Origin of the sequence: Streptomyces sp. NPDC058240 (genome assembly GCF_042882135.1) — a bacterium.
GTDB lineage: Bacteria > Actinomycetota > Actinomycetes > Streptomycetales > Streptomycetaceae > Streptomyces.
In genome coordinates, this window is record NZ_JBHVWT010000014.1 from 51,487 (window position 1) to 73,385 (window position 21,899).

General features: G+C 69.4%; 23 protein-coding genes. 16 read left to right on the forward strand and 7 right to left on the reverse strand.

Translation table 11 applies throughout. The annotated features are described in order from the left end of the window. The first annotated feature begins 65 nt into the window (after positions 1 to 65). The 10 genes from ACFVX4_RS22415 (at position 66) to ACFVX4_RS22460 (ending at position 8,394) form a co-directional block, all read left to right on the forward strand. On the forward strand, positions 66 to 503 hold the full coding sequence (locus ACFVX4_RS22415; protein ID WP_385551132.1) for a hypothetical protein: 438 nt from the start codon (positions 66 to 68) through the stop codon (positions 501 to 503). A gap of 210 nt (positions 504 to 713) precedes the next feature. Beyond that, on the forward strand, positions 714 to 1,550 hold the full coding sequence (atpB, locus tag ACFVX4_RS22420) for a F0F1 ATP synthase subunit A (protein WP_389980318.1): 837 nt from the start codon (positions 714 to 716) through the stop codon (positions 1,548 to 1,550). Between the two features lie 72 nt (positions 1,551 to 1,622). Then, on the forward strand, positions 1,623 to 1,856 hold the full coding sequence (locus ACFVX4_RS22425) for a F0F1 ATP synthase subunit C (protein ID WP_389980126.1): 234 nt from the start codon (positions 1,623 to 1,625) through the stop codon (positions 1,854 to 1,856). A gap of 37 nt (positions 1,857 to 1,893) precedes the next feature. After that, positions 1,894 to 2,439: a F0F1 ATP synthase subunit B gene (locus tag ACFVX4_RS22430; RefSeq protein ID WP_389980128.1), complete on the forward strand. Its 546-nt coding sequence runs from the start codon at positions 1,894 to 1,896 to the stop codon at positions 2,437 to 2,439. Further along, positions 2,436 to 3,251 (forward strand): F0F1 ATP synthase subunit delta, encoded by an 816-nt coding sequence (locus ACFVX4_RS22435; protein WP_389980130.1) that lies wholly within the window; start codon positions 2,436 to 2,438, stop codon positions 3,249 to 3,251. The genes ACFVX4_RS22430 and ACFVX4_RS22435 overlap by 4 nt, the downstream gene beginning before the upstream one ends. A gap of 138 nt (positions 3,252 to 3,389) precedes the next feature. Further along, positions 3,390 to 4,961, forward strand: a complete 1,572-nt coding sequence (gene atpA / locus ACFVX4_RS22440) for a F0F1 ATP synthase subunit alpha (RefSeq protein WP_389980132.1) — start codon at positions 3,390 to 3,392, stop codon at positions 4,959 to 4,961. Positions 4,962 to 4,964: 3 nt separating this feature from the next. Further along, on the forward strand, positions 4,965 to 5,879 hold the full coding sequence (locus tag ACFVX4_RS22445) for a F0F1 ATP synthase subunit gamma (RefSeq protein WP_317862146.1): 915 nt from the start codon (positions 4,965 to 4,967) through the stop codon (positions 5,877 to 5,879). Then, on the forward strand, positions 5,879 to 7,321 hold the full coding sequence (gene atpD / locus ACFVX4_RS22450; RefSeq protein WP_389980134.1) for a F0F1 ATP synthase subunit beta: 1,443 nt from the start codon (positions 5,879 to 5,881) through the stop codon (positions 7,319 to 7,321). Before ACFVX4_RS22445 ends, atpD begins: the two co-directional genes overlap by 1 nt. Positions 7,322 to 7,431: 110 nt before the next feature. Then, positions 7,432 to 7,806, forward strand: coding sequence for a F0F1 ATP synthase subunit epsilon (locus ACFVX4_RS22455; RefSeq protein WP_389980136.1), 375 nt, complete (start codon positions 7,432 to 7,434; stop codon positions 7,804 to 7,806). A gap of 141 nt (positions 7,807 to 7,947) precedes the next feature. Then, positions 7,948 to 8,394, forward strand: a complete 447-nt coding sequence (locus tag ACFVX4_RS22460; protein WP_266431277.1) for a DUF2550 domain-containing protein — start codon at positions 7,948 to 7,950, stop codon at positions 8,392 to 8,394. 126 nt (positions 8,395 to 8,520) lie between these two features. Here ACFVX4_RS22460 and ACFVX4_RS22465 read toward each other — a convergent pair whose 3' ends face one another. From ACFVX4_RS22465 to ACFVX4_RS22475, 3 genes are all read right to left on the reverse strand, one after another. Further along, entirely contained in the window at positions 8,521 to 10,398 is a 1,878-nt protein-coding gene (locus ACFVX4_RS22465; protein WP_389980138.1) for a glycosyl hydrolase family 18 protein, read from the reverse strand. Positions 10,399 to 10,666: 268 nt separating this feature from the next. Next, on the reverse strand, positions 10,667 to 11,317 hold the full coding sequence (locus ACFVX4_RS22470; RefSeq protein ID WP_389980140.1) for a response regulator: 651 nt from the start codon (positions 11,315 to 11,317) through the stop codon (positions 10,667 to 10,669). Beyond that, the gene (locus tag ACFVX4_RS22475) at positions 11,314 to 12,510 is read right to left on the reverse strand and encodes a sensor histidine kinase (RefSeq protein WP_389980142.1); all 1,197 of its coding nucleotides are present in this window, start codon (positions 12,508 to 12,510) and stop codon (positions 11,314 to 11,316) included. Before ACFVX4_RS22475 ends, ACFVX4_RS22470 begins: the two co-directional genes overlap by 4 nt. A 151-nt stretch (positions 12,511 to 12,661) precedes the next feature. Here ACFVX4_RS22475 and ACFVX4_RS22480 point away from each other — a divergent pair, with 151 nt between their 5' ends. Beyond that, positions 12,662 to 13,204: a hypothetical protein gene (locus ACFVX4_RS22480; protein ID WP_389980144.1), complete on the forward strand. Its 543-nt coding sequence runs from the start codon at positions 12,662 to 12,664 to the stop codon at positions 13,202 to 13,204. 51 nt (positions 13,205 to 13,255) lie between these two features. On the opposite strand, the gene ACFVX4_RS22485 is transcribed toward ACFVX4_RS22480, so the two are convergent. Genes ACFVX4_RS22485 through ACFVX4_RS22495 form a run of 3 tightly spaced genes read right to left on the reverse strand, consistent with a single transcriptional unit; the run spans position 13,256 to position 15,378 of the window. After that, entirely contained in the window at positions 13,256 to 13,828 is a 573-nt protein-coding gene (locus tag ACFVX4_RS22485; protein ID WP_389980146.1) for a cob(I)yrinic acid a,c-diamide adenosyltransferase, read from the reverse strand. Positions 13,829 to 13,837: 9 nt separating this feature from the next. Then, positions 13,838 to 14,587 carry an ABC transporter permease gene (locus ACFVX4_RS22490; RefSeq protein ID WP_389980148.1) on the reverse strand — a complete coding sequence of 250 codons (750 nt, stop codon included), beginning with the start codon at positions 14,585 to 14,587 and terminating at the stop codon, positions 13,838 to 13,840. Then, positions 14,587 to 15,378, reverse strand: a complete 792-nt coding sequence (locus ACFVX4_RS22495; RefSeq protein ID WP_389980150.1) for an ABC transporter ATP-binding protein — start codon at positions 15,376 to 15,378, stop codon at positions 14,587 to 14,589. Before ACFVX4_RS22495 ends, ACFVX4_RS22490 begins: the two co-directional genes overlap by 1 nt. 80 nt (positions 15,379 to 15,458) lie before the next feature. Between ACFVX4_RS22495 and ACFVX4_RS22500 the strand changes: the two genes are divergently transcribed. The 4 genes from ACFVX4_RS22500 to ACFVX4_RS22515 all read left to right on the forward strand — a co-directional run bounded on the left by ACFVX4_RS22500 (position 15,459) and on the right by ACFVX4_RS22515 (position 20,438). Continuing rightward, positions 15,459 to 16,100 carry a TetR/AcrR family transcriptional regulator gene (locus ACFVX4_RS22500; protein WP_389980152.1) on the forward strand — a complete coding sequence of 214 codons (642 nt, stop codon included), beginning with the start codon at positions 15,459 to 15,461 and terminating at the stop codon, positions 16,098 to 16,100. Positions 16,101 to 16,265: 165 nt separating this feature from the next. Continuing rightward, on the forward strand, positions 16,266 to 17,114 hold the full coding sequence (locus tag ACFVX4_RS22505) for a 3-hydroxyacyl-CoA dehydrogenase family protein (RefSeq protein WP_389980154.1): 849 nt from the start codon (positions 16,266 to 16,268) through the stop codon (positions 17,112 to 17,114). 237 nt (positions 17,115 to 17,351) lie between these two features. Further along, positions 17,352 to 17,675, forward strand: a complete 324-nt coding sequence (locus ACFVX4_RS22510; protein WP_072486732.1) for an STAS domain-containing protein — start codon at positions 17,352 to 17,354, stop codon at positions 17,673 to 17,675. 273 nt (positions 17,676 to 17,948) lie between these two features. Next, complete coding sequence (locus ACFVX4_RS22515) at positions 17,949 to 20,438, forward strand: ATP-binding protein (protein ID WP_389980156.1); 2,490 nt, start codon at positions 17,949 to 17,951, stop codon at positions 20,436 to 20,438. A 73-nt stretch (positions 20,439 to 20,511) separates the two neighbouring features. On the opposite strand, the gene nucS is transcribed toward ACFVX4_RS22515, so the two are convergent. Continuing rightward, positions 20,512 to 21,183, reverse strand: a complete 672-nt coding sequence (gene nucS / locus ACFVX4_RS22520; protein WP_385329649.1) for an endonuclease NucS — start codon at positions 21,181 to 21,183, stop codon at positions 20,512 to 20,514. 270 nt (positions 21,184 to 21,453) lie between these two features. Between nucS and ACFVX4_RS22525 the strand changes: the two genes are divergently transcribed. Next, positions 21,454 to 21,846, forward strand: a complete 393-nt coding sequence (locus ACFVX4_RS22525; protein ID WP_072486734.1) for an SCO5389 family protein — start codon at positions 21,454 to 21,456, stop codon at positions 21,844 to 21,846. The last annotated feature ends 53 nt before the right edge of the window (positions 21,847 to 21,899 follow it).

Here is a 21,899-nt window from a genome sequence, read left to right on the forward strand (position 1 = left end):
TCAAACCGGGCCTACGCTCGTCCATGACGACACACTGCCCACCCCCTGCAAGCGGAGCTGCCGCCATGCCGTCCAACGACGCCCGGACTCTCCTTCAAGCCGCCGTACCCACCGCTGTCGCCGGTGCTGTTGCCACCGCCGTCAGCGCTGGCGTAGCCGGCGGCAAGGGAGCCGTGGGCGCGGGCGTTGCGACGATCGTGGTGATCGTCTTCATGGGGATCGGACTCGTGGTCCTGCAGCGCACCGCGCGGTCCCTGCCCCACCTGTTCCAGGCGATGGGGCTGATGCTCTATGCGGCTCAGCTTCTCCTGATGTTCATCTTCGTCGCCGCGTTCAAGAACACGACGATGTTCAACCCGAGGGCTTTCGCGATCACGCTGGTCGCTACGACTCTCGTGTGGATCGGCGCACAGACGCGTGCACACATGAAGGCCAAGATCCTTTACGTCGAACCCGAGTCCGACAAGGCGGAAAAGCCCAAGAACACGGGCTCGAAGTCGTGAAGGGTAGGGGCGGGATAAGTGCAGGTTCGAGACCCTGCTATCGTCCGGTTCCAACTGCGGCACTGCGGGCGCGGGCATGTGAGCTGACGCCTGCTCGATCGCGAGGCTCAATGCCTGACTGCCGCTCACACATCCGTAACACCAGTCCAGTGCCGAACCGCGGCTGCGCGCCGCGCCGACACAACGAGGTTGCCGTACCTATGCGCCACGCTGAAGGAGCCCGCGGTGAGTGCTGACCCGACACAGGTGCTCGCCTTCGAGACCGATTGCCACATCTTCTCCGGTTGTGGTTTCCCGGGTCCTGGCTTGCACTCTTTCCTGTTCGAGCCGATCTTCGGTGACGCGGACAGCAACATCTACTTCAACAAGACGATGCTGCTGGCGCTCCTCGGTACGGTCATCATCGTCGGCTTCTTCTGGGCCGCCTTCCGTAAGCCGAAGGTCGTTCCGGGCAAGCTGCAGATGGTCGCCGAGGCCGGATACGACTTCGTCCGCCGCGGCATCGTCTACGAGACGCTCGGCAAGCGCGAGGGCGAGAAGTACGTCCCGCTGATGGTCTCGCTCTTCTTCTTCGTGTGGATGATGAACCTCTGGTCGATCATTCCGCTCGCCCAGTTCCCGGTGACATCGATCATCGCGTACCCGGCCGCTCTGGCGCTGACCGTCTACGTCCTCTGGATGAGCATCACCTTCAAGCGGCATGGCTTCGTCGGCGGCTTCAAGAACCTGACCGGCTACGACAAGTCGCTCGGCCCGGTTCTCCCGCTGATCATGGTCATCGAGTTCTTCTCGAACGTCCTGGTCCGGCCCTTCACGCACGCGGTCCGACTCTTCGCGAACATGTTCGCCGGTCACACGCTGCTGCTGCTCTTCACCATCGCCAGCTGGTACCTGCTGAACGGCATCGGTATCGCCTACGCGGGCGTCTCGTTCGTGATGGTCCTCGTGATGACGGCCTTCGAGCTCTTCATCCAGGCTGTTCAGGCGTACGTCTTCGTGCTCCTGGCGTGCACCTTCATCCAGGGCGCTGTCGCCGAGCACCACTGATCGCGCCTCCCATACCCCCAGTCGTCCGGTGGCCAACCCCCGCCGGTCCGTGAAAGAGAAGGAAGAACTGGCATGTCCCAGACCCTTGCCGCCGTCTCCGGTTCCCTCAGCTCCGTCGGTTATGGCCTGTCCGCCATCGGCCCCGGCGTCGGCGTCGGCATCATCTTCGGTAACGGCACCCAGGCTCTCGCCCGTCAGCCCGAGGCTGCCGGCCTGATCCGCGCCAACCAGATCCTCGGCTTCGCCTTCTGTGAGGCGCTCGCCCTGATCGGTCTGGTCATGCCGTTCGTCTACCCGACCTCCTGACTGGTCGGGAACAGACCATTCGACGGAAGGCACTGACGTGAACCCTCTGGTTCAGCTCGCGGCGGAGAAGCCGGAAAACCCGCTCGTCCCGCCGATCCCTGAGCTCGTCATTGGCTTCATCGCCTTTGTCATCGTCTTCGGCTTCCTCGCCAAGAAGCTCCTCCCGAACATCAACAAGGTTCTGGAAGAGCGCCGCGAGGCCATCGAAGGCGGTATCGAGAAGGCCGATGCGGCCCAGACCGAGGCCCAGAGCGTGCTTGAGCAGTACAAGGCTCAGCTCGCCGAAGCCCGCCACGAAGCCGCGCGCCTGCGCCAGGAGGCGCAAGAGCAGGGCGTTGTGATCCTGCAGGAGATGCGGGCGGAAGGCCAGCGGCAGCGCGAGGAGATCATCGCTGCCGGCCACACCCAGATCGAGGCCGACCGCAAGGCCGCGGCCTCCGCGCTGCGTCAGGACGTGGGCAAGCTCGCCACCGACCTGGCCGGCAAGCTCGTCGGCGAGTCCCTCGAGGACCACGCCCGGCAGAGCGGCACCGTCGACCGTTTCCTCGACGAGCTCGAGGCGAAGGCCGAGGCTGTCCGATGAACGGCGCGAGCCGCGAGGCACTGGCTACCGCACGTGAGTCCCTCGACGCGCTGACCGACAACACGTCGGTCGACGCGGCGAAGCTCGCCGAGGAGCTGGCCGCCGTAACGGCGCTGCTCCAGCGCGAGGTCTCACTGCGGCGGGTCCTGACCGACCCGTCGCAGCCCGGCGAGGCCAGGGCGGAGCTGGCCGGACGACTGCTGCGCGGCCAGGTGGGCGGCGAGACCGTCGACCTGATCTCCGGCATGGTCCGCTCCCGCTGGTCGCAGTCGCGTGACCTGGTCGACTCGGCCGAGGAACTGGCGAACACCGCAGACCTCACCGCCGCCCAGCACAGCGGAGACCTCGACGACGTCGAGGACGAGCTGTTCCGGTTCGGCCGGATCGTCGCCTCCGACAAGGAGCTGCGCGCCGCGCTCACCAACCGGTCCGCGTCCGCGTCCGCCAAGGGGCAGCTGCTGCACAGCCTGCTCGGCGGCAAGGCGCAGCCCGCCACCGAGCGCGTCGTCACGCGGCTTGTCACCCAGCCGCGTGGACGTAGCCTGGAAGAGGGACTCGAGTCCCTCTCCAAGCTGGCCGCGGAGCGCCGGGAGCGCATGGTCGCCGTGGTCACCTCGGCGGTTCCGCTGAGCGATCGGCAGAAGCAGCGTCTCGGCGACGCACTGGCGAAGATCTACGGCCGCCCGATGCACCTGAATCTCGATGTGGACCCCATGGTCCTCGGCGGGATCGTGGTGCGGGTCGGTGACGAGGTCATCAACGGCACCATCTCGGAGCGCCTCGAAGAGGCGTCCCGTCGCATGGCCGGCTGACCAGCGCCGAGCAGCAACAGAACAGAGCAAGACCAGCGGCCCGGTTGGGCCGTGCAGAAATTGCAGAAGATTCCTGGGGGTCGGCCCCCAGACCCCCTTAAGAAACTTCGGGCCCAACAAGGAGAGCAGGGAACCCAGATGGCGGAGCTCACGATCCGGCCGGAGGAGATCCGGGACGCGCTGGAGAACTTTGTCCAGTCGTACAAGCCGGACGCGGCCTCGCGCGAGGAGGTCGGTACGGTCAGCGTTGCCGGCGACGGCATCGCGAAGGTCGAGGGTCTTCCCTCGGCCATGGCGAACGAGCTGCTGAAGTTCGAGGACGGCACCCTCGGTCTCGCCCTCAACCTCGAGGAGCGCGAGATCGGTGCGATCGTCCTCGGCGAGTTCAGCGGCATCGAAGAGGGCCAGCCGGTGCAGCGCACCGGTGAGGTGCTCTCCGTCGGCGTCGGCGAGGGTTACCTCGGCCGCGTCGTCGACCCGCTCGGCAACCCGATCGACGGTCTCGGCGAGATCGCGACCGACAGCCGCCGCGCCCTCGAGCTGCAGGCCCCTGGCGTCATGGTCCGTAAGTCGGTGCACGAGCCGATGCAGACCGGCTACAAGGCCGTCGACGCCATGGTGCCGATCGGCCGCGGCCAGCGTCAGCTGATCATTGGTGACCGTCAGACGGGTAAGACCGCTCTGGCCGTCGACACGATCATCAACCAGCGCGACAACTGGCGCTCGGGCGACGTGAACAAGCAGGTGCGCTGCATCTACGTCGCCATCGGCCAGAAGGGCTCCACCATCGCCTCCGTGCGCGGTGCCCTCGAAGAGGCCGGCGCGCTCGAGTACACGACCATCGTCGCCGCCCCGGCGTCCGACCCGGCCGGCTTCAAGTACCTGGCGCCGTACACCGGTTCGGCCATCGGCCAGCACTGGATGTACCAGGGCAAGCACGTCCTGATCATCTTCGACGACCTCTCGAAGCAGGCCGACGCCTACCGCGCCGTGTCGCTTCTGCTGCGCCGTCCGCCGGGCCGTGAGGCCTACCCGGGCGACGTGTTCTACCTCCACTCGCGTCTGCTGGAGCGCTGCGCGAAGCTCTCCGACGCGATGGGCGCCGGTTCGATGACGGGCCTCCCGATCGTCGAGACCAAGGCGAACGACGTGTCGGCGTTCATCCCGACCAACGTCATCTCCATCACCGACGGCCAGTGCTTCCTGGAGTCCGACCTGTTCAACGCCGGCCAGCGTCCGGCCCTGAACGTCGGTATCTCGGTCTCCCGCGTCGGTGGCTCCGCCCAGCACAAGGCGATGCGCCAGGTCTCCGGCCGTCTCCGTGTCGACCTCGCCCAGTACCGCGAGCTGGAGGCGTTCGCCGCCTTCGGTTCCGACCTGGACGCGGCCTCGAAGGCGTCGCTGGAGCGCGGTAAGCGCATGGTCGAGCTGCTGAAGCAGCCGCAGTACTCTCCGTACCCGGTCGAGGAGCAGGTCGTCTCCATCTGGGCCGGTACCACCGGCAAGATGGACGACGTCCCGGTCGAGGACATCCGTCGCTTCGAGAGCGAGCTGCTGGAGTACCTGCGCCGTGAGCGCAAGGACCTCCTGACCAGCATCGCCGAGGGCGCCAAGATGTCCGACGACACGCTGCAGTCGGTCGCCGACGCGGTCGCCGCCTTCAAGCAGCAGTTCGAGACCTCGGACGGCAAGCTCCTGGGCGAGGGCTGATCGATGGGCGCTCAGCTTCGCGTTTACAAGCGCCGCATTCGCTCCGTCACCGCCACGAAGAAGATCACCAAGGCGATGGAGATGATCGCCGCTTCGCGCATCGTCAAGGCGCAGCGCCAGGTGGCGGCGTCGACGCCGTACGCGACCGAGCTCACCCGTGCGGTGACCGCGGTGGCGACCGGCTCCACCACCAAGCACCCGCTGACCACCGAGGCCGAGACTCCGGCACGGGCCGCGATCCTGCTCATCACGAGCGACCGCGGTCTGGCCGGCGGTTACTCCTCCAACGCCATCAAGGCCGCGGAGCGACTGACCGAGCGGCTCCGCGGTGAGGGCAAGGAGGTCGTCACGTATGTGATCGGCCGCAAGGGTGTCGCCTACTACGGCTTCCGTGAGCGCAAGCTCGCGGATTCGTGGACGGGCTTCACCGACAGCCCGACGTACGCGGATGCGAAGCGGGCTGCGGCCCCGCTGATCGAGGCGGTCACCCAGGAGACCGCCGAGGGCGGCGTGGACGAGCTGCACATCGTCTTCACGGAGTTCGTGTCGATGATGACGCAGAACCCGGTCGACGACCGGATGCTGCCGCTCAGTCTCGATGCCACGAAGGACGAGGACGGCAAGGGCGAGATCCTGCCGCTGTTCGACTTCGAGCCGTCGGCGGAGGACGTCCTCGACGCCCTGCTTCCGCGGTACGTCGAGAGCCGGATCTACAACGCGCTGCTGCAGGCCGCTGCTTCCGAGCACGCTGCCCGCCGCCGCGCGATGAAGTCGGCCACCGACAACGCCGGTGAGCTCATCAAGACGCTCTCCCGGCTTGCCAACGCGGCCCGCCAGGCCGAAATCACCCAGGAAATCAGCGAGATCGTCGGTGGTGCCAGTGCGCTGGCCGACGCGACCGCGGGGAGTGACAAGTAATGACGACCACAGTTGAGACGGCCGTTGCCACGGGCCGCGTCGCCCGGGTCATCGGCCCGGTCGTCGACGTGGAGTTCCCCGTCGACGCGATGCCGGAGATCTACAACGCGCTGACCGTCCAGGTGGCCGACCCGGCCGAGGACGGCAAGCTCAAGAAGCTGACCCTTGAGGTCGCCCAGCACCTCGGCGACGGCCTGGTCCGCGCGATCTCGATGCAGCCCACCGACGGTCTGGTCCGCCAGGCTCCGGTGACCGACACGGGCGCCGGTATCACGGTCCCCGTCGGTGACATCACCAAGGGCAAGGTGTTCAACACCCTCGGCGAGATCCTGAACAAGCCCGAGGCCGAGGCCGAGGTCACCGAGCGCTGGCCGATCCACCGCAAGGCGCCCAACTTCGACCAGCTCGAGTCGAAGACCGAGATGTTCGAGACCGGCGTCAAGGTCATCGACCTTCTCACCCCGTACGTCAAGGGTGGAAAGATCGGTCTGTTCGGTGGTGCCGGTGTCGGCAAGACCGTTCTGATCCAGGAAATGATCTACCGCGTGGCCAACAACCACGACGGTGTGTCGGTGTTCGCCGGTGTCGGCGAGCGCACCCGTGAGGGCAACGACCTCATCGAGGAAATGGCCGACTCGGGCGTCATCGACAAGACGGCGCTCGTCTTCGGTCAGATGGACGAGCCGCCGGGCACGCGTCTTCGTGTCGCGCTGGCCGGTCTGACCATGGCGGAGTACTTCCGCGATGTGCAGAAGCAGGACGTGCTCTTCTTCATCGACAACATCTTCCGGTACACCCAGGCCGGCTCCGAGGTGTCCACCCTGCTCGGCCGTATGCCGTCCGCGGTGGGTTACCAGCCGAACCTGGCCGACGAGATGGGTCTGCTGCAGGAGCGCATCACGTCGACCCGTGGTCACTCGATCACCTCGATGCAGGCGATCTACGTCCCCGCGGACGACCTGACCGACCCGGCCCCGGCCACCACCTTCGCCCACCTCGACGCGACGACGGTTCTCTCCCGTCCGATCTCCGAGAAGGGCATCTACCCGGCCGTGGACCCGCTGGACTCCACGTCCCGCATCCTGGACCCGCGTTACATCGCGGCGGACCACTACGAGGCCGCCATGCGTGTCAAGGGGATCCTCCAGAAGTACAAGGACCTCCAGGACATCATCGCGATCCTCGGTATCGACGAGCTGGGCGAGGAGGACAAGCTCGTTGTCCACCGTGCCCGTCGTGTCGAGCGCTTCCTGTCGCAGAACACCCACGTCGCCAAGCAGTTCACCGGCGTGGACGGTTCGGACGTTCCGCTCGACGAGTCGATCGCCGCGTTCAACTCGATCTGCGACGGTGAGTACGACCACTTCCCCGAGCAGGCGTTCTTCATGTGCGGTGGCATCGAGGACCTCAAGGCCAACGCCAAGGAGCTCGGCGTCTCCTGAGCCCATGGCTCACCGAGGGGGGCGGGCGTGTCCCGTCCCCCTCACCACGCCCCGTAGAATTGACCCAACACCCGGCTCGAACGGCCGGGTGGTGACCCGAGGAGCCACCCTTGGCTGCTGAGCTGCACGTCGAGCTGGTCGCCGCGGACCGCAGTGTCTGGTCCGGCGAGGCCACCCTGGTCGTCGCGCGCACCACGTCCGGCGACATCGGCGTCATGCCCGGTCACCAGCCGCTTCTGGGTGTGCTGGAATCGGGCCCGGTGACGATCCGTACGAGCGATGGCGGCACCGTGGTCGCCGCTGTGCACGGCGGTTTCATCTCGTTCGCGGACGACAAGCTCTCGCTGCTCGCGGAGATCGCGGAGCTGGCGGACGAGATCGATGTCCAGCGCGCCGAGCGTGCGCTGGAGCGCGCGAAGTCGGACACGGACGCCGTCTCCGAGCGGCGCGCCGAAGTGCGACTGCGTGCGGTGGCGGTGCGCTAGCGCCCCGCGACAACGTAGCTTTACCCTCAGCCGCGGCCCGAGCTGGAGACCACTCCAGACCGTGCCGCGGCTGAGGCGATGCAGGTGCGGTTGTAGTTCTGGCGGTATTCGTTACTCGACGACGCGAGGAGGTCGGTGGAGATGTTCCTCGCGCTGTGGGTGGGCGGGCTGGTCGTCGCACTGGTTCTGATGGGACTCTTCGTCTTCGGTCTGCGCCGGCGGCTGATTCAGCGCTCCGGCGGGACCTTCGACTGCAGCGTGCGATGGAACGTTCCGGAGGAGCCCGATCTCTCGGGCAAGGGCTGGGTGTACGGGGTCGCCCGCTACAGCGAGGACCGGATCGACTGGTTCCGGGTCTTCTCCTACGCCCCTCGCCCGCGCCGGGTCCTGGAGCGTTCCGCGATCGAGGTGGTCGCCCGGCGGCTGCCCGAGGGCGAGGAGGAGCTGGCGCTGCTGTCCGACGCCGTGGTGCTCGGCTGTCTCCACCGGGAGACCCGCCTGGAGCTGGCCATGAGCGAGGACGCGCTGACCGGATTCCTCGCCTGGCTGGAGGCGGCGCCGCCCGGCCAGCGGGTCAACGTGGCCTGATCGACGAAGAGCTGGAGAAAGCCGGGGAGACAGGGGGCGGACCTGTCTCCCCGGCTGCTTTTCGGGTGATGCGCGGTGCTGGTGGGGGGTTGCTTCAGACCGTGGGGGCCGTTTCGGGCGGCGGGGTTACTTCAGGCCGCTGTTGATGGCGCCGACGAGTTCGCCGTTGGTGGTGTCGCCGCTGAACTCCCAGAAGAACGCGCCTCCCAGACCCTGGCTCTTCGCCCAGGTCATCTTGGTGCCGATGGTGGCGGGGGTGTCGTAGCTCCACCAGTTGGTGCCGCAGTGGGCGTACGCGGTGCCGGCGACGGTGCCGGTGGCCGGGCAGCTGTTCTTGAGGACCTTGTAGTCCTCGATGCCGGCCTCGTAGGTGCCGGGGGCGGCGCCGGTGGCGGTGCCGCCGGGTGCGTCCTGGGTGACGCCGGTCCAGCCGCGGCCGTAGAAGCCGATGCCGAGCAGCAGCTTGGCGGCGGGGACGCCCTGGGCCTTCAGCTTGGCGATGGCGTCGGCGGAGTTGAAGCCGTCCTTCGGGATGCCGTTGTACGAGGTGAGCGGGGAGTGCGGGGCGGTCGGGCCCTTGGCGTCCCAGGCGCCGAAGAAGTCGTACGTCATCACGTTGTACCAGTCCAGGGACTGGGCGGCGCCGGCGTAGTCGGCGGCGTCGATCTTGCCGCCAGCGGAGCCGTCGGCGGTGATGGCGGCCGTCACCAGGTTGTTGCTGCCGAACTTCGAGCGCAGCGCCGAGGTGATGCCCTTCAGCGCGGCCGGGCCGCTGGTGTCACAGGTCAGACCGCAGGCGTTGGGGTACTCCCAGTCGATGTCGATGCCGTCGAAGACATCGGCCCAACGCGGGTCCTCCACCAGCCGGTAGCAGGAGTCGGCGAACGCGGCCGGGTTCTTCGCGGCCTCACCGAAGCCACCGGACCAGGTCCAGCCGCCGAAGGACCACAGGACCTTGATGTGCGGGTACTTCGCCTTGAGCTTGCGCAGCTGGTTGAAGCTGCCGCGCAGCGGCTGGTCCCAGGTGTCGGCGACGCCGTCGACGGACTTGTCGGCCGTGTACGCCATGTCGTAGTCGGCGTAGGAGTCACCGATCGTGCACTTGCCGCCCTGGACGTTGCCGAAGGCGTAGTTGATGTGCGTGATCTTCGCGGCGGAACCCGAGGTGTCCAGGTTCTTGACGTGGTAATTCCGGCCGTAGACGCCCCAGTCGGTGAAGTAGCCGAGGTTGACCTTGCCGCCGGTGCCGGGGTCGGGGTTGCCGCCACCGCCGCTGGTGCGGACCTTGACCGCGCCGCTGACCGGACCGGTCTGGCCGGCGGTGTCACGGGCCTGCACGGTGTACGAGTAGTCGGTGCCGGCCTTGAGGCCGGAGTCGGTGTACGTCGTCCCGGTGACCGTCGAGACGACCGCGCCGTCCCGCAGCACGTCGTAGTTCTTGATGCCGTTGTCGTCGGTCGCGGCGGTCCAGCTCAGCTTGGCCGAGGTGTCGGTGACGGCGCTCGCGGTGGGGGTGCCCGGTGCCGACGGGGTGTTGTCGCCGGGGACGCTGCCGCCGTCGCAGGAGGCGCCGTTCAGCTTGCAGCCGGTGGGGGCGCCGGGGCCGGTGCCGTTGAAGCCGAAGCTGACGGAGGCGCCGGGGGCGACCGAACCGTTCCAGCCGAGGTTCTTGGCGGTCCAGTGGGTTCCGGAGCTGGTGACGGTGGCGTCCCAGGCGGAGCCGACCGCGGTGCCGGAGGGGAAGTCCCACTCGATGGTCCAGGAGGACAGGGCGGTGGTGCCGGTGTTCTTCACCGTCCACTGGCCCTCGAAGCCGCTGCCCCAGTCGGACTTCTTGACGAAGGACGCGGTCGCCGAGGTGGCGGCCTCGGCGGGGGAGGCCAGGCCGACCAGCGCGGCGAGTGGAAGCAGCAGCGCGGTGAGGCCGGCGACCGCTCTGGATCTGGTGGCTCTTCCGGTCCCGAGTCTGAATCGGGTCCGGCGTAGGGGGGTTTGAGTGCTCAACGGTGCTCCTCGGGTGAGGTCCGGACAAACGGGGGTGGTCCGTGGACTGCAAACCCTGCGCCGCCCTGAGCCCGCCATTGTCATGGCGTGCTCACCGCAGTGTGCTCGGTGAGATTAGGAAGGTCTGGACCAACCGTCAAGAGGTCTGGACCAAAGTTCGTGGCTGGGGGTCTTTCATTGGATCAGGCCGGATCAGGCCGGATCAGGGAGCGGGGTCCGGCGCCGGGGCACGCGAGCCCGGCGTGATCCAAGCGAAAGACCCTGAGCCTCAGACGCCCAACTCCTGTGCCAGGACAGCCGCCTGGACCCTGCTGCGCAGTCCCAGTTTCCCCAGCAGCCTGCTCACATGCGTCTTCACCGTCGCCTCCGCCATGGAGAGCCGGACCGCGATCTCGGCGTTCGACAACCCCTCGCCGAGACAGCCCAGAACCTCCCGCTCCCGCCGGGTGAGAACGTCGAGTACCGAGAGGTCGGGCGCTTTCACCGGCCGTACGGGAGCGGTCCCGGCGAACTCGGCGATCAGGCGGCGCGTCACCGCCGGGGCGATCATTCCCTCGCCGCGTGCCACCGTACGTACGGCTTCGAGCAGATCGCGCGCTTCGGCGTTCTTCAGCAGGAAGCCCGCGGCCCCCGCCCGCAGCGCCCCGAAGACGTACTCGTCCAGATCGAACGTCGTCAGCACCAGTACGTCCGCGAGCTGTTCGGCCACCACCTGTCCGGTCGCCGACACCCCGTCCAGCCGCGGCATCTGTACATCCATCAGCACCAGATCCGGCCGGAGTTCGCGGGCGAGGCGCACCGCCTCCTCGCCGTCCCCGGCCTCGCCCACGACCTCGATGTCGGGCGCGCTGCGCAGAATGAGCACCAGCCCCGCCCGGACGGCCGACTGGTCCTCGGCGACCACAACCCGGATCGTCATGTCCTCGATACCCCTTCCTCCACGGGCAGTTCGGCCCGCACCCGCCAGATCCTCGTACCACCGTCGGCGATCGACGGACCGGCCTCGATCGCGCCGCCCAGCAGCGCCACCCGCTCCCGCATCCCCACCAGACCGGCCCCCGAACCCGGTGCGCGCGGCCCGGGGCGGTCCCCGAGCACGCTGCTGACCTCCACCGTGAGCAGCCGCCCGGACCGCCCGAGCCGCACCGCGACCGGGCCGGGCGCGGCATGCTTGAGCGCGTTGGTCAGGGACTCCTGGACGATCCGGTACGCGGCCAGCTCGACCGGCGCGGCAAGCGGCCCCCGTTCGTCCCGGGTGTCCTCGAACGCGCAGCTCAGGCCGCTCGACGCGGCGCTCGTACGGGTCTGCTCGACCAGTGCGTCCAGCGAGGCGAGGGTGGGGGACGCGGCCGGTTCCCGGGAGCCGCCGCCGGTACGCAGCAGCCCGATCAGCCGGCGCATCTCGGCGAGACCGTCGACGCTGTTCTCCCGGATCACTCCGAGCGCATCGCGCGAGGTGTCCGGGTCGTCGATGGAGAGCGCGGCGGTGGAGTGGATGGCGATCGCCGAGAGGTGGTTGGCCACCATGTCGTGCAGTTCGCGGGCCATCCGGGTGCGTTCCGCGGTCACCGCCTGGGTCCGGTCCATCTCGGCGAGCAGCGCGGTCTGGTCGGCGCGCAGCCGGGCGGCCTCGGCGGCGTCCCGGTGGTTGCGGACGCTGACCCCCGTGATGGCGGGCAGGAACGAGACCATGCCGGTGACCACGCCGATGAGCAGTGCCTGGGGGTTGCGGAACCAGGCCAGGAATCCGATGGTGATGCCGACCGTGATCAGGAACGTGGTCACCGGGATACGGCGGGCGGCGGACGGTGTCCCGTACAGCACGGCCGCGTACATGAGATCCGTGAACATCAGGACCGTCGCGAGGTTCCCGACCGTGAACTGGTCCGCGACCAGCGCGATCGTGCCGATGACCAGGGCCGGCTGCGGGGCGGTCCTGCGTGCCAGTTCGAGCCCCGAGACGACGGCGAGCGGCAGCAGGGAGACCCACGGGGCGACGAAGGCCCGGTTGCCCTGCAGGTGCAGGCCGAGCGCCCACAGGGCGAGACCGCCGAGGAGTCCGATGGCGGCCATGAGCACGTCGTGGCGGTGCGGCCGGGTGAGGGAGAACACCCTCCCATCCAACACGGCGGCCCCCGCCCGGACCTCCCTACCGGGGGTGAGGAGCGAGTACATCGAAGGATGCAGTCACGGTTCGTCACTGCCGACGACGATTCCGGGCGACGTGGCCGGAAGGCTGGAGGGAACGGGAAGGAGAAGTGCCGTGATCGTCACGCTGATCGTGCTCTGCGAAGTCGCCTTCTGGGTGCTGCTGGCCGCGGGGCTCGCGCTGCGGTACCTGGCGAAGAAGCCCACGCTGGGCGCAGCCGTGCTGCTGTGCGAGCCGCTGCTGGAGGTCGTGCTGCTGGTGGTGACCGCCATCGACCTGAAGAACGGGGCGCAGCCCGACTGGAAGCACGGGCTCGCCGCGGTCTACATCGGCTTCACGGTGGGGCTCGGCCACTCCACGATCCGCTGGGTCGACGCCAGGGTCGCCCACCGCTTCGCGGGCGGGCCGCCGCCGGTGCGGCCGCCGAAGTACGGCATGGCGCGCGCGGCGCACGAGTGGAAGGTCGCGGCGCGCTGGACGGTCGCGGCGGTGACCGCGCTGGCGCTGCTCCAGGCGGCCGTCTGGTACGTGGGCGGGGACGGCGACGCGTCGTCGCTGCGGGCGTGGCAGCAGAAGATGCTGTTGGTCATCGGGATCAACGTGGTCATCGCGGGGAGCTACACGTTGTTCCCGAAACGCGAGCCGGCCGGGCGCTGAGCGGCCGGCCGGGCGCGGCCTCGCACCCGTCCGGCCGCCGGGGCCATGTGGTCAGCGCTCGCCGCCCGGCACCCACAGCACGTCGCCGACCTCCTTGTTCGCCGTCCTCGCGAGGATGAACAGCAGGTCGGAGAGCCGGTTGAGATACGTCGCGGTCAGCGCGTTCATCACGTCGCCGTGCACCTCCAGCGCCGCCCAGGTGGACCGCTCCGCGCGCCGGACCACCGTGCACGCCTGGTGCAGCAGCGCCGCCCCGGGCGTACCGCCCGGCAGGATGAAGCTGCGCAGCTTCTCCAACTGCTCCAGGAAGTGGTCGCAGTCCGCCTCCAGCTTGTCGACGTAACCCTGCTCCACCCGCAACGGCGGGTACTTCGGGTCCTCGACGACCGGGGTCGACAGATCCGCGCCCACGTCGAACAGGTCGTTCTGCACACGGACGAGGACCTTCACGACGTCCTCGGAGAGCTGCCCGAGCGCGATCGCGGTACCGATGACGGCATTGGCCTCATTGGTGTCGGCGTACGCGGAGATCCGCAGATCGGTCTTGGCGGTACGGCTCATGTCGCCGAGGGCGGTGGTGCCCCGGTCGCCGGTGCGCGTGTAGATACGTGTCAGATTGACCATGCCGCCAGGCTAGTGCCCCTCCCGGCGGAAGACCCGGGCGCCCACCGCCACGGCCGCGACCGCGAAGGCGGCCGCCACCACCGCCCCGTACAGCATGTGCGAGGTGGCGTACGAGCCCACGTACGCGTCCCGTACCGCGTCCACGAGATAGCGCAAGGGGGTGAAGCGCGACGTGACGTCCAGCCACGCCGGCCCCAGTGTCATCGGCAGCATCAGGCCGGAGAGCAGCATCACCGGCATGGTCACCGCGTTGATGACGGGTCCGAACTCCTGCGGCGTCGCGACCTTCATGGCCAGTGCGTACGACAGCGAGGCCAGCGCGACCGTGAGCAGACCGACGAACGCGAAGCCGATCAGCACCCCGGGCAGGGGCGCGCGCAGGCCCATGACCAGGGCGGCCAGCACCAGCAGCACCGCCTGGACCATGAAGAGCAGGGCGTCCCGCAGGACCCGGCCCAGCAGCAGCGCCAGTCTGCTGACCGGTGTCACCCGCATCCGCTCCACCACCCCGGTGGACTTCTCGACGATGATCGAGAATCCGGCGAACGAGGCGCCGAACAGGGCGAGTTGAAGCAGCAGTCCGGGGATCAGGACCTGCCAGGAGTCCCCGGGCGAGCCGAGCGGCAGATCGTCGAGGAGCGGGCCGAAGAAGAGCAGATACAGCAGCGGCATCAGTGCGCCGAAGAGCATCTGGAAGCGGGAGCGCAGGGTCTGGCGGGCGTACCGCCCGAAGACGAGCGCGATGTCGTGAAGCAGCATCAGAGCCCCTGGACGGAGAGGGGTGCGGCATCGGCGGGCGCGGCGGCGCGGCCGGTGATCGCGAGGAAGGTGTCCTGGAGGGAGGCGGCGGGGGATCCTGCGTACTCGGCCCGCAGCGCGGCCGGGGTGCCCTCGGCCACGACCACGCCCCGGTCGATCACGATCAGCCGGTCGGCGAGCGCGTCCGCCTCGTCGAGGTAGTGGGTGGTGAGGACGACCGTCGTGCCGTGGTCGTCGCGCAGCCCGCGCACCAGGTCCCAGAGGTCGGTGCGGCTGCCCGGGTCGAGGCCGGTGGTGGGTTCGTCGAGGAAGAGGACGGGCGGCCGGTGGACGATGCCCATCGCGATGTCCAGGCGCCGGCGCTGACCGCCCGAGAGGGTGACCGCCTTCCGGTCGAACAGATCGCCGAGGCCGAGCCCGCGGGCCAGTTCGGCGGCCCGTGCGGTCGCGTCCGCCCTGCTCAGCCGGTACAGCCGTCCCTGGGTGACCAGTTCCTCCCGCACGGTCAGGTGCGGGTCGACGCCGCCGGACTGGGCGACGTATCCGCACTTCGCGCGCACTCCGGCCGGATCGTCGGCGAGATCGTGCCCGGCGACGGTGGCGGCGCCGCCGGTGGGGGTGAGCAGTGTGGTCAGCATCCGCAGAGTGGTGGTCTTGCCCGCCCCGTTGGGGCCGAGGAGGCCGACGATCTCGCCCTGGGCGACCGTCAGGTCGACGGACCGCACGGCGTGCACCGGTCCGTTCCTGCTGTCGAAGGTCCGGGCGAGCCCGGCCGTACTGATGATTGGCATAGCGACCACAAAAACAGAGTCGCTGAAAAAATGCAATGACTCTAATGTTTCACCGGCTCTCGCGGGCCTACCATGGACGGATGGCCGAGGGACTCAGGGAACGCAAGAAGCGCCAAGCCAGGCAGCACATCTCGGACCTCGCGACCGGGCTGTTCCTGGAGCGCGGTTTCGTCACGGTGACCGTTGCCGAGATCGCCGAGCTGGCGGACGTCTCCGTGAACACCGTCTACAACTACTTCCCGGCCAAGGAGGACCTCTTCCTCGACCGGATGAGCGGCGTCACCCGGCGGGTGGCCCGCTTCGTCCGAGCCCGCGACAAGGGCGAGTCGGCGGCCGAGGCGGTCCTGCGGGAGCTGCGGTCCCTGGTCGTCGCGGTGTCGCCGGAGCTCGGACTGATGGACGGCTTCGCCGACTTCATGCGGGTCATCGAGGAGGCGCCCACGCTCCAGGCCCGTCTCGGCCGCCTCCAGCGGGAGGTCCTGGACGCCGTCGTCACGACCCTGCGCGAGGAGACGGGCGCGCCGGCGGACGATCCGCTGCCGGACCTGGTCGGCGGTCAGCTCGCCTGGATCGAGGGAGCCCTCGTCGGCCACATCAGCCAGGAGATGCTGGCCGGGCGCAAGGCGGCCGAGGTCTCGCGCGACGCGCTCGTCCTGCTCGACGAGATCGAGGACCTCCTCGGCGAAAAGGTCCTCAACTACGCCCGACGCGCCGCTGAATGACGTGTGCCGGTGTGATGTCCGTCATGTGAGACGTGACGCGCATCTCTTCACGGCCCCAGCGCCCCTCACGGGTACTAATCTCCGCCGGAGAGCATGTGAACAACCGTTAGGACCGGCCGTGCAGGGACCAGCTGCAGAGGCGAACAGAAACCAAGGGGTGCACACGTGGCCAGGAAGCTCGCCGTCATCGGAGCCGGACTCATGGGGTCCGGCATCGCGCAGGTCTCCGCCCAGGCGGGCTGGGACGTGGTGCTGCGCGACGTCACCGACGAAGCCCTGACCCGTGGACGTGACGGCATCAAGGCCTCGTACGACAAATTCGTCTCCAAGGGCAAGCTGGACGCGGCCGATGCCGAGGCCGCGCTCGCCCGCATCACGACCACCACCGACCTCGACGCGGTCGCCGACGCGGATGTCGTCGTCGAGGCCGTCTTCGAGAAGCTGGAGGTCAAGCACGAGATCTTCCGGGCCCTCGACAAGATCGTCCGGTACGACGCCGTCCTCGCCTCCAACACCTCCGCCATCCCGATCACCAAGATCGCGGCCGTGACGGAGCGCCCCGAGCGCGTCGTCGGGGTGCACTTCTTCTCGCCGGTCCCGATGATGCAGCTCTGCGAACTCGTACGCGGCTACAAGACCAGCGACGAAACCCTCGCCACCGCGCGGGAGTTCGCCGAGTCCGTGGGCAAGACCTGCATCGTCGTCAACCGTGACGTGGCCGGCTTCGTCACCACCCGGCTGATCTCGGCGCTCGTCGTCGAGGCCGCCAAGCTGTACGAGTCGGGCGTCGCCTCGGCCGAGGACATCGACATCGCCTGCAAGCTGGGCTTCGGCCACGCCATGGGCCCGCTCGCCACGGCGGACCTGACCGGCGTCGACATCCTGCTGCACGCCACGAGCAACATCTACACCGAGTCGCAGGACGAGAAGTTCGCCGCGCCGGAGCTGATGCGCCGGATGGTGGACGCAGGTGACATCGGCCGCAAGAGCGGGCAGGGCTTCTACACGTACTGATCGTTTTCGGTCCTCCGGTTGCCTGATCCGCCGTCGATCAGGCCCGGAGGTCCGGAGGGATTCTCCCGGAAAGCAGTGGATCCGAGTAGGCCCTCGCCGCGCCTCAGTCACTCCACGGGGTGAATTCGGTATCGGTTCGCTTACAGACGGAAACTTCCCTGTCTCCGCCGGAGTCAGTTGTGGCAGAGACAGAACAGACAGACGAACCTTGCTACGGAGCATTCCAGGGGAGCGCATATGCACATCAGGGGCGACCACGCCGAGCTGGTCGTCGGGGGCCGCCTCGACGTCCGAAGCGCGGCGGACGCCCGTACGGCCCTGCACTCGGCCCTCGACGACGGCGTCGGCGACCTGGTGCTCGACCTGACCGAGCTGGATTCCTGGGACGCCACCGGACTCGGCGTCATCATGGGCGCACACCGCCGGGCCGGACGGGCCGGGCGGCGGCTGGTGCTCCGTGGCGTGCCGCCACAGATGCAGCGCCTGCTGGTGGCGACCCGGCTGCACCGCATCCTGGCCATCGAGGGCGGAATCGCCGCGGACTCGCTGCCGCGCGTGTAGGGGCGTCCGACCGGTGAGTGACCGGCCGGCGGGAGCGTCCGATCCGGCGAACGGCCACCGGCCGTGCGCCGCGGCCGAAAACGCACAATCCGCACGAAAATGTGCGCTTCGGGCGGCGTGACCCCCCGACTGTGCGGGGACCCCGTGCGACGGTCTAGGGTTCGGCCGTCCGCCGATTGACGAACCCACCGGGCGGACACCGGACCAGAAGCGACAGCGGGGCGTGCGAGGCCGGAGGGGCAATCGTGCGCGACGCGTCTGGGGGCTTTGGCGATGGACCCGACACACCGGGGACCGGAACAGTACGGCCGGGACAACGACAGCCTCGGTGAGGGGCCCGGCCGCAGACGGCCGGCCCGCGACCAGCTGACCCCGGATCCCGGTCAGCCGACGCCGCCGCAGGCACGCGTCGTGCGGCTCATATCGGGCGACTACCTCCTCACCGTCAACCCGGTCGACGGCAGCGAGGTCGAGCTGTGCCCGCCGGGGGAGCAGCCCGGTCCTCCGGCCCGGCGCACCGCGGCCGGGCGCGCCGCTCGCGAACGCGCCACCGCGCCGCCCGTACCGCCGGGCCCGCCCGCCCCCCAGCTGCCCCTCCTGGAGCGCGCACAGGAGCGCGAACGGCTGGTGCGCCTGCTGGCCCAGGGCCGCTCGGTGCGGCTCACCGGACCGGCCGGATCCGGCCGTACGGCACTGCTGGACGCCGTCGCGGCCGACTGCGCGGACCTCGCACCGGACGGAGTCGTACGGCTCAGCGGCTGCAAGCGCACCGCCACCGACCTGCTGCACGGGCTCTTCGAGGCCGTCCACGACTCGCCGCAGCACCGCCCCGACCGCGCCGGGCTGCTCGACAAGGTCCGGAGCATCGGCGCCGTCGTGCTGCTCGACGACCTGGAGTTCGGCGGGGCCGCGCTGGAGGAGTTGCTCGACGCGACGCCGGAGTGCGCCTTCCTGTTCGCGACGGTTCCCGATGTCGCCGCGCCCACCACGGACTCGCACCTCGAAGAGGTCTTCCTCGCGGGCCTCGGCCGCGGTGCCGCGGTCGACCTGCTGGAGCGGGCCGTCGAGCGTCCGCTCACCGACGAGGAGGCGAACTGGGCGGGGGACCTCTGGTTCGAGTCCGAGGGGCTGCCGCTGCGCTTCGTCCAGGCGGGCGCCCTGCTGCGCCAGCGCGACCTGCTGCGTACCGACCCCGAGGCGTACGGAGTGTTCGGCGGCGGCGACGGCCGGCCCGCGGACGTCCCCTTCGGGCACGACCAGGACGTCGACGGTGTCCACATACCGCTGCCCAGCCTCGGGGAGGGCGCTGCCCCGGCCGCACTGCTCGCCTCGCGGCTGAGCGGGTCCGCCCGCGACACCCTGCGCTTCGCGGTGGCCCTCGGCGGCGAGGTGCCGCACCAGGCGCATCTGCCGGCGCTCATCGGGGACACCCACGCGGACGCCGCCCTCGGCGAGCTGGCCGGCTGCGGGCTGCTCTCCCCGGCCGGCCCCCGCTACCGGCTGGCCGCCGGTGTCGTGACCCAACTGGAGGCCGCCGGATACGGCGAGGACGCCACCGACCGGGCGCGGACCGCGGCCCAGCACTACGCCTGGTGGGCCGGTCACCCCTCGGTCACTCCCGAGCGGGTGACGGCCGAGGGCGACGCGGTCGTCGCGGCGATGGCGCAGCTGGTGCCCGGCGACGGGGCGGGGCAGACCAGCGTGGCCGTGCTGCTGGCCCGCAGCGCCTCGCCGGCCTTCGCGGCGGGCCTGCACTGGGGAGCCTGGGAGCGGGCGCTGCGGATCGGCCAGGAGGCGGCCAGGATCGCCGGAGAGGTCGCCGAAGAGGCGTACTTCCACCACGAGTTGGGGGTCCTCGCGCTCCTCGCCGGCAATCCGGACCGGGCCAGGGCCGAGCTGGAGACCTCGATCAGCATGCGCGGGGCGCTCGCCGACAAGTCCGGCGCGGTGGCCGGACGGCGCGCGCTCGCCCTGGTCGCGGACCGTTCCGGCGGCCCGCTGCCCGTCGTCCTCACCCCGCCGGGAGAGGAACTGCCGGTCCCGCGGACCGAGGAGCCGCCGGCGCAGTCCACCCGTGCGACGCCCTCCGTGACGCAGACGCTGTCGGGGCCGTACGGCGCCCCCACGGTGATATCGCGGCAGAGCACCGCCAAGGCCGCCGGGGGCGCCCGGGGAGGCCGCTTCGCGGTGCTCGCCGGGGCCCGGCGCAATCTGGTCGCGACGGCCGCGGGCGTACTCCTGACCGGTGTGCTCGGCACGGTGGTGGCGCTGGGGCTGACCTCCGGCGACGACGACGTCCAGGGGAACCAGGACGTCACGACCGAGCAGTCGCAGAGCCAGGACGACGGCGAGGACGAAGTCCCGGCCGACAGCCCGGCGGACGGCTCGACGCCCGGCGGCACGGCATCCAGCGGCAGCGCGGCGACGCCCGGCCCGTCGGGCAGCGAGAACACGCCGAGCGGCACCGCTACGCCGTCCACGGACCCCACGGGACCGAGCGACAGCCCGTCGTCGGACACCCCGTCCAGCAGCAAGCCGCCGTCGCACAAGCCGACCAAGTCGCCTCGCCCGACGAAGTCGCCCACGCCGACGAAGTCGCCCAGGCCGACCGGGAGTCCGACGGACACCGGCTCCCCGACGCCGACGGACACCGCCACCGAGCCCGAACCGTCCTCGCCCGACACCTCCGACTCGGCGAGCGGGCCCTCCTCGTCGTCGTCCTCGGCCGCGGCGAGCGCGGACAGCAGTCCGACGGTGACCTGAGCGGCCCCGGAACCGACGAACGCCGGACGTGACACACACGTCCGGCGTTCGGGAGCGGAGGGAGCGGTGAGGGTCAGAACAGCCGTAGCTTGTCGTCCTCGATGCCGCGCAGCGCGTCGTAGTCGAGAACGACACAGCCGATCCCGCGGTCCGTCGCCAGCACCCGCGCCTGCGGCTTGATCTCCTGGGCCGCGAAGATGCCCTTGACCGGGGCGAGATGGGGATCGCGGTTGAGCAGCTCCAGATAGCGGGTCAGCTGCTCCACGCCGTCGATGTCGCCGCGCCGCTTCAGCTCCACGGCGACGGTCTGGCCGTCGGCGTCCCGGCACAGGATGTCGACCGGCCCGATGGCGGTGAAGTACTCGCGGCGGATCAGGGTGTAGCCCTCGCCGAGTGTCTCGATCCGGTCGGCGAGCAGTTCCTGAAGATGCGCTTCGACGCCGTCCTTGATGAGGCCCGGGTCGACACCCAGCTCATGGGACGAGTCGTGGAGGATTTCCTCCATCGTGATGATCAGTTTCTCGCCCGCTTTGTTCACCACGGTCCAGATGCCCGCGGTGTCGTCGCTGCCCTCCTTGAGGGTGCAGGGCGGTGACATCCAGTTGAGGGGTTTGTACGCCCTGTCGTCGGCGTGGATCGACACGCTCCCGTCCGCCTTCACCAGGATCAGACGGGGAGCGGAGGGCAGGTGGGCCGTGAGCCGGCCGGCGTAGTCCACGGAGCAGCGGGCGATGACGAGACGCATGGTCGGCAACGCTACTCGACGAGAGGTGCTCCACGCGATTCTCCCCCTGTCACACCCGTCACCGGGGTTGCCCACGAGGGGTGCCGTTCGGGCTTGCCCCTCTTTGGGCCCCTTCGTCAATGGCCGGTTGTGTTCCCAATCTCCTGGTGCGGCCAGGACTGCACCCTTACCGTGGAAGCAGGAGGTCGCCGTCTGTGTACGCTGCGTCGCCGTCCTCCTTCCCTGCCCGTAAGGCCCCGGCCCGGCGTCGGGGTCGCGAGAGGAGAACCCATGTCGCTCGACGTCTCACCGGCGCTGTTGGAACAGGCCGAGCGAGGCGAGGTCGACGAAGCCGACTTCGTCGACTGCGTCCGGACCTCCCTGCCCTACGCATGGGAGATGATCAGCTCGTTGGTGGCTCAGCTGAAGGTCGACGGCGGGGAGTTCGCCGACAACCAGACGCCCCCGCCCAACGAACAGGCACGTGGTCAGCTGCTGCGCGCGCTCGCGAGTGATGCGATACGCGGCGCGCTGCAGCGGCACTTCGGGGTGCGCCTGGCATTCCAGAACTGCCACCGCGTCGCGGTGTTCCCGCTGGATGCCTCGGTCGACGAGCGTCTGGCCCGCTTCACCTCGGTGAGGGGCCAGTTGCTCAATCAGTCGCCCGAACTTCGGGACTGCTAACGCTTCTGCTGCCGTTCCGGGCCGAGATCGTGCAACTCGCTCCGGGGCGGCAG

Excerpts from the sequence above, each read along its gene's own strand:
- ACFVX4_RS22415 (WP_385551132.1), top strand. The coding sequence starts at position 66 with ATGCCGTCCAACGACGCCCGGACTCTCCTTCAAGCCGCCGTACCCACC.
- ACFVX4_RS22425 (WP_389980126.1), top strand. The coding sequence starts at position 1,623 with ATGTCCCAGACCCTTGCCGCCGTCTCCGGTTCCCTCAGCTCCGTCGGT.
- ACFVX4_RS22435 (WP_389980130.1), top strand. The coding sequence starts at position 2,436 with ATGAACGGCGCGAGCCGCGAGGCACTGGCTACCGCACGTGAGTCCCTC.
- atpA (WP_389980132.1), top strand. The coding sequence starts at position 3,390 with ATGGCGGAGCTCACGATCCGGCCGGAGGAGATCCGGGACGCGCTGGAG.
- ACFVX4_RS22445 (WP_317862146.1), top strand. The coding sequence starts at position 4,965 with ATGGGCGCTCAGCTTCGCGTTTACAAGCGCCGCATTCGCTCCGTCACC.
- atpD (WP_389980134.1), top strand. The coding sequence starts at position 5,879 with ATGACGACCACAGTTGAGACGGCCGTTGCCACGGGCCGCGTCGCCCGG.
- ACFVX4_RS22460 (WP_266431277.1), top strand. The coding sequence starts at position 7,948 with ATGTTCCTCGCGCTGTGGGTGGGCGGGCTGGTCGTCGCACTGGTTCTG.
- ACFVX4_RS22470 (WP_389980140.1), bottom strand. The coding sequence starts at position 11,317 with ATGACGATCCGGGTTGTGGTCGCCGAGGACCAGTCGGCCGTCCGGGCG.
- ACFVX4_RS22485 (WP_389980146.1), bottom strand. The coding sequence starts at position 13,828 with ATGGTCAATCTGACACGTATCTACACGCGCACCGGCGACCGGGGCACC.
- ACFVX4_RS22490 (WP_389980148.1), bottom strand. The coding sequence starts at position 14,587 with ATGCTGCTTCACGACATCGCGCTCGTCTTCGGGCGGTACGCCCGCCAG.
- ACFVX4_RS22495 (WP_389980150.1), bottom strand. The coding sequence starts at position 15,378 with ATGCCAATCATCAGTACGGCCGGGCTCGCCCGGACCTTCGACAGCAGG.
- ACFVX4_RS22500 (WP_389980152.1), top strand. The coding sequence starts at position 15,459 with ATGGCCGAGGGACTCAGGGAACGCAAGAAGCGCCAAGCCAGGCAGCAC.
- ACFVX4_RS22510 (WP_072486732.1), top strand. The coding sequence starts at position 17,352 with ATGCACATCAGGGGCGACCACGCCGAGCTGGTCGTCGGGGGCCGCCTC.
- ACFVX4_RS22515 (WP_389980156.1), top strand. The coding sequence starts at position 17,949 with ATGGACCCGACACACCGGGGACCGGAACAGTACGGCCGGGACAACGAC.
- nucS (WP_385329649.1), bottom strand. The coding sequence starts at position 21,183 with ATGCGTCTCGTCATCGCCCGCTGCTCCGTGGACTACGCCGGCCGGCTC.
- ACFVX4_RS22525 (WP_072486734.1), top strand. The coding sequence starts at position 21,454 with ATGTCGCTCGACGTCTCACCGGCGCTGTTGGAACAGGCCGAGCGAGGC.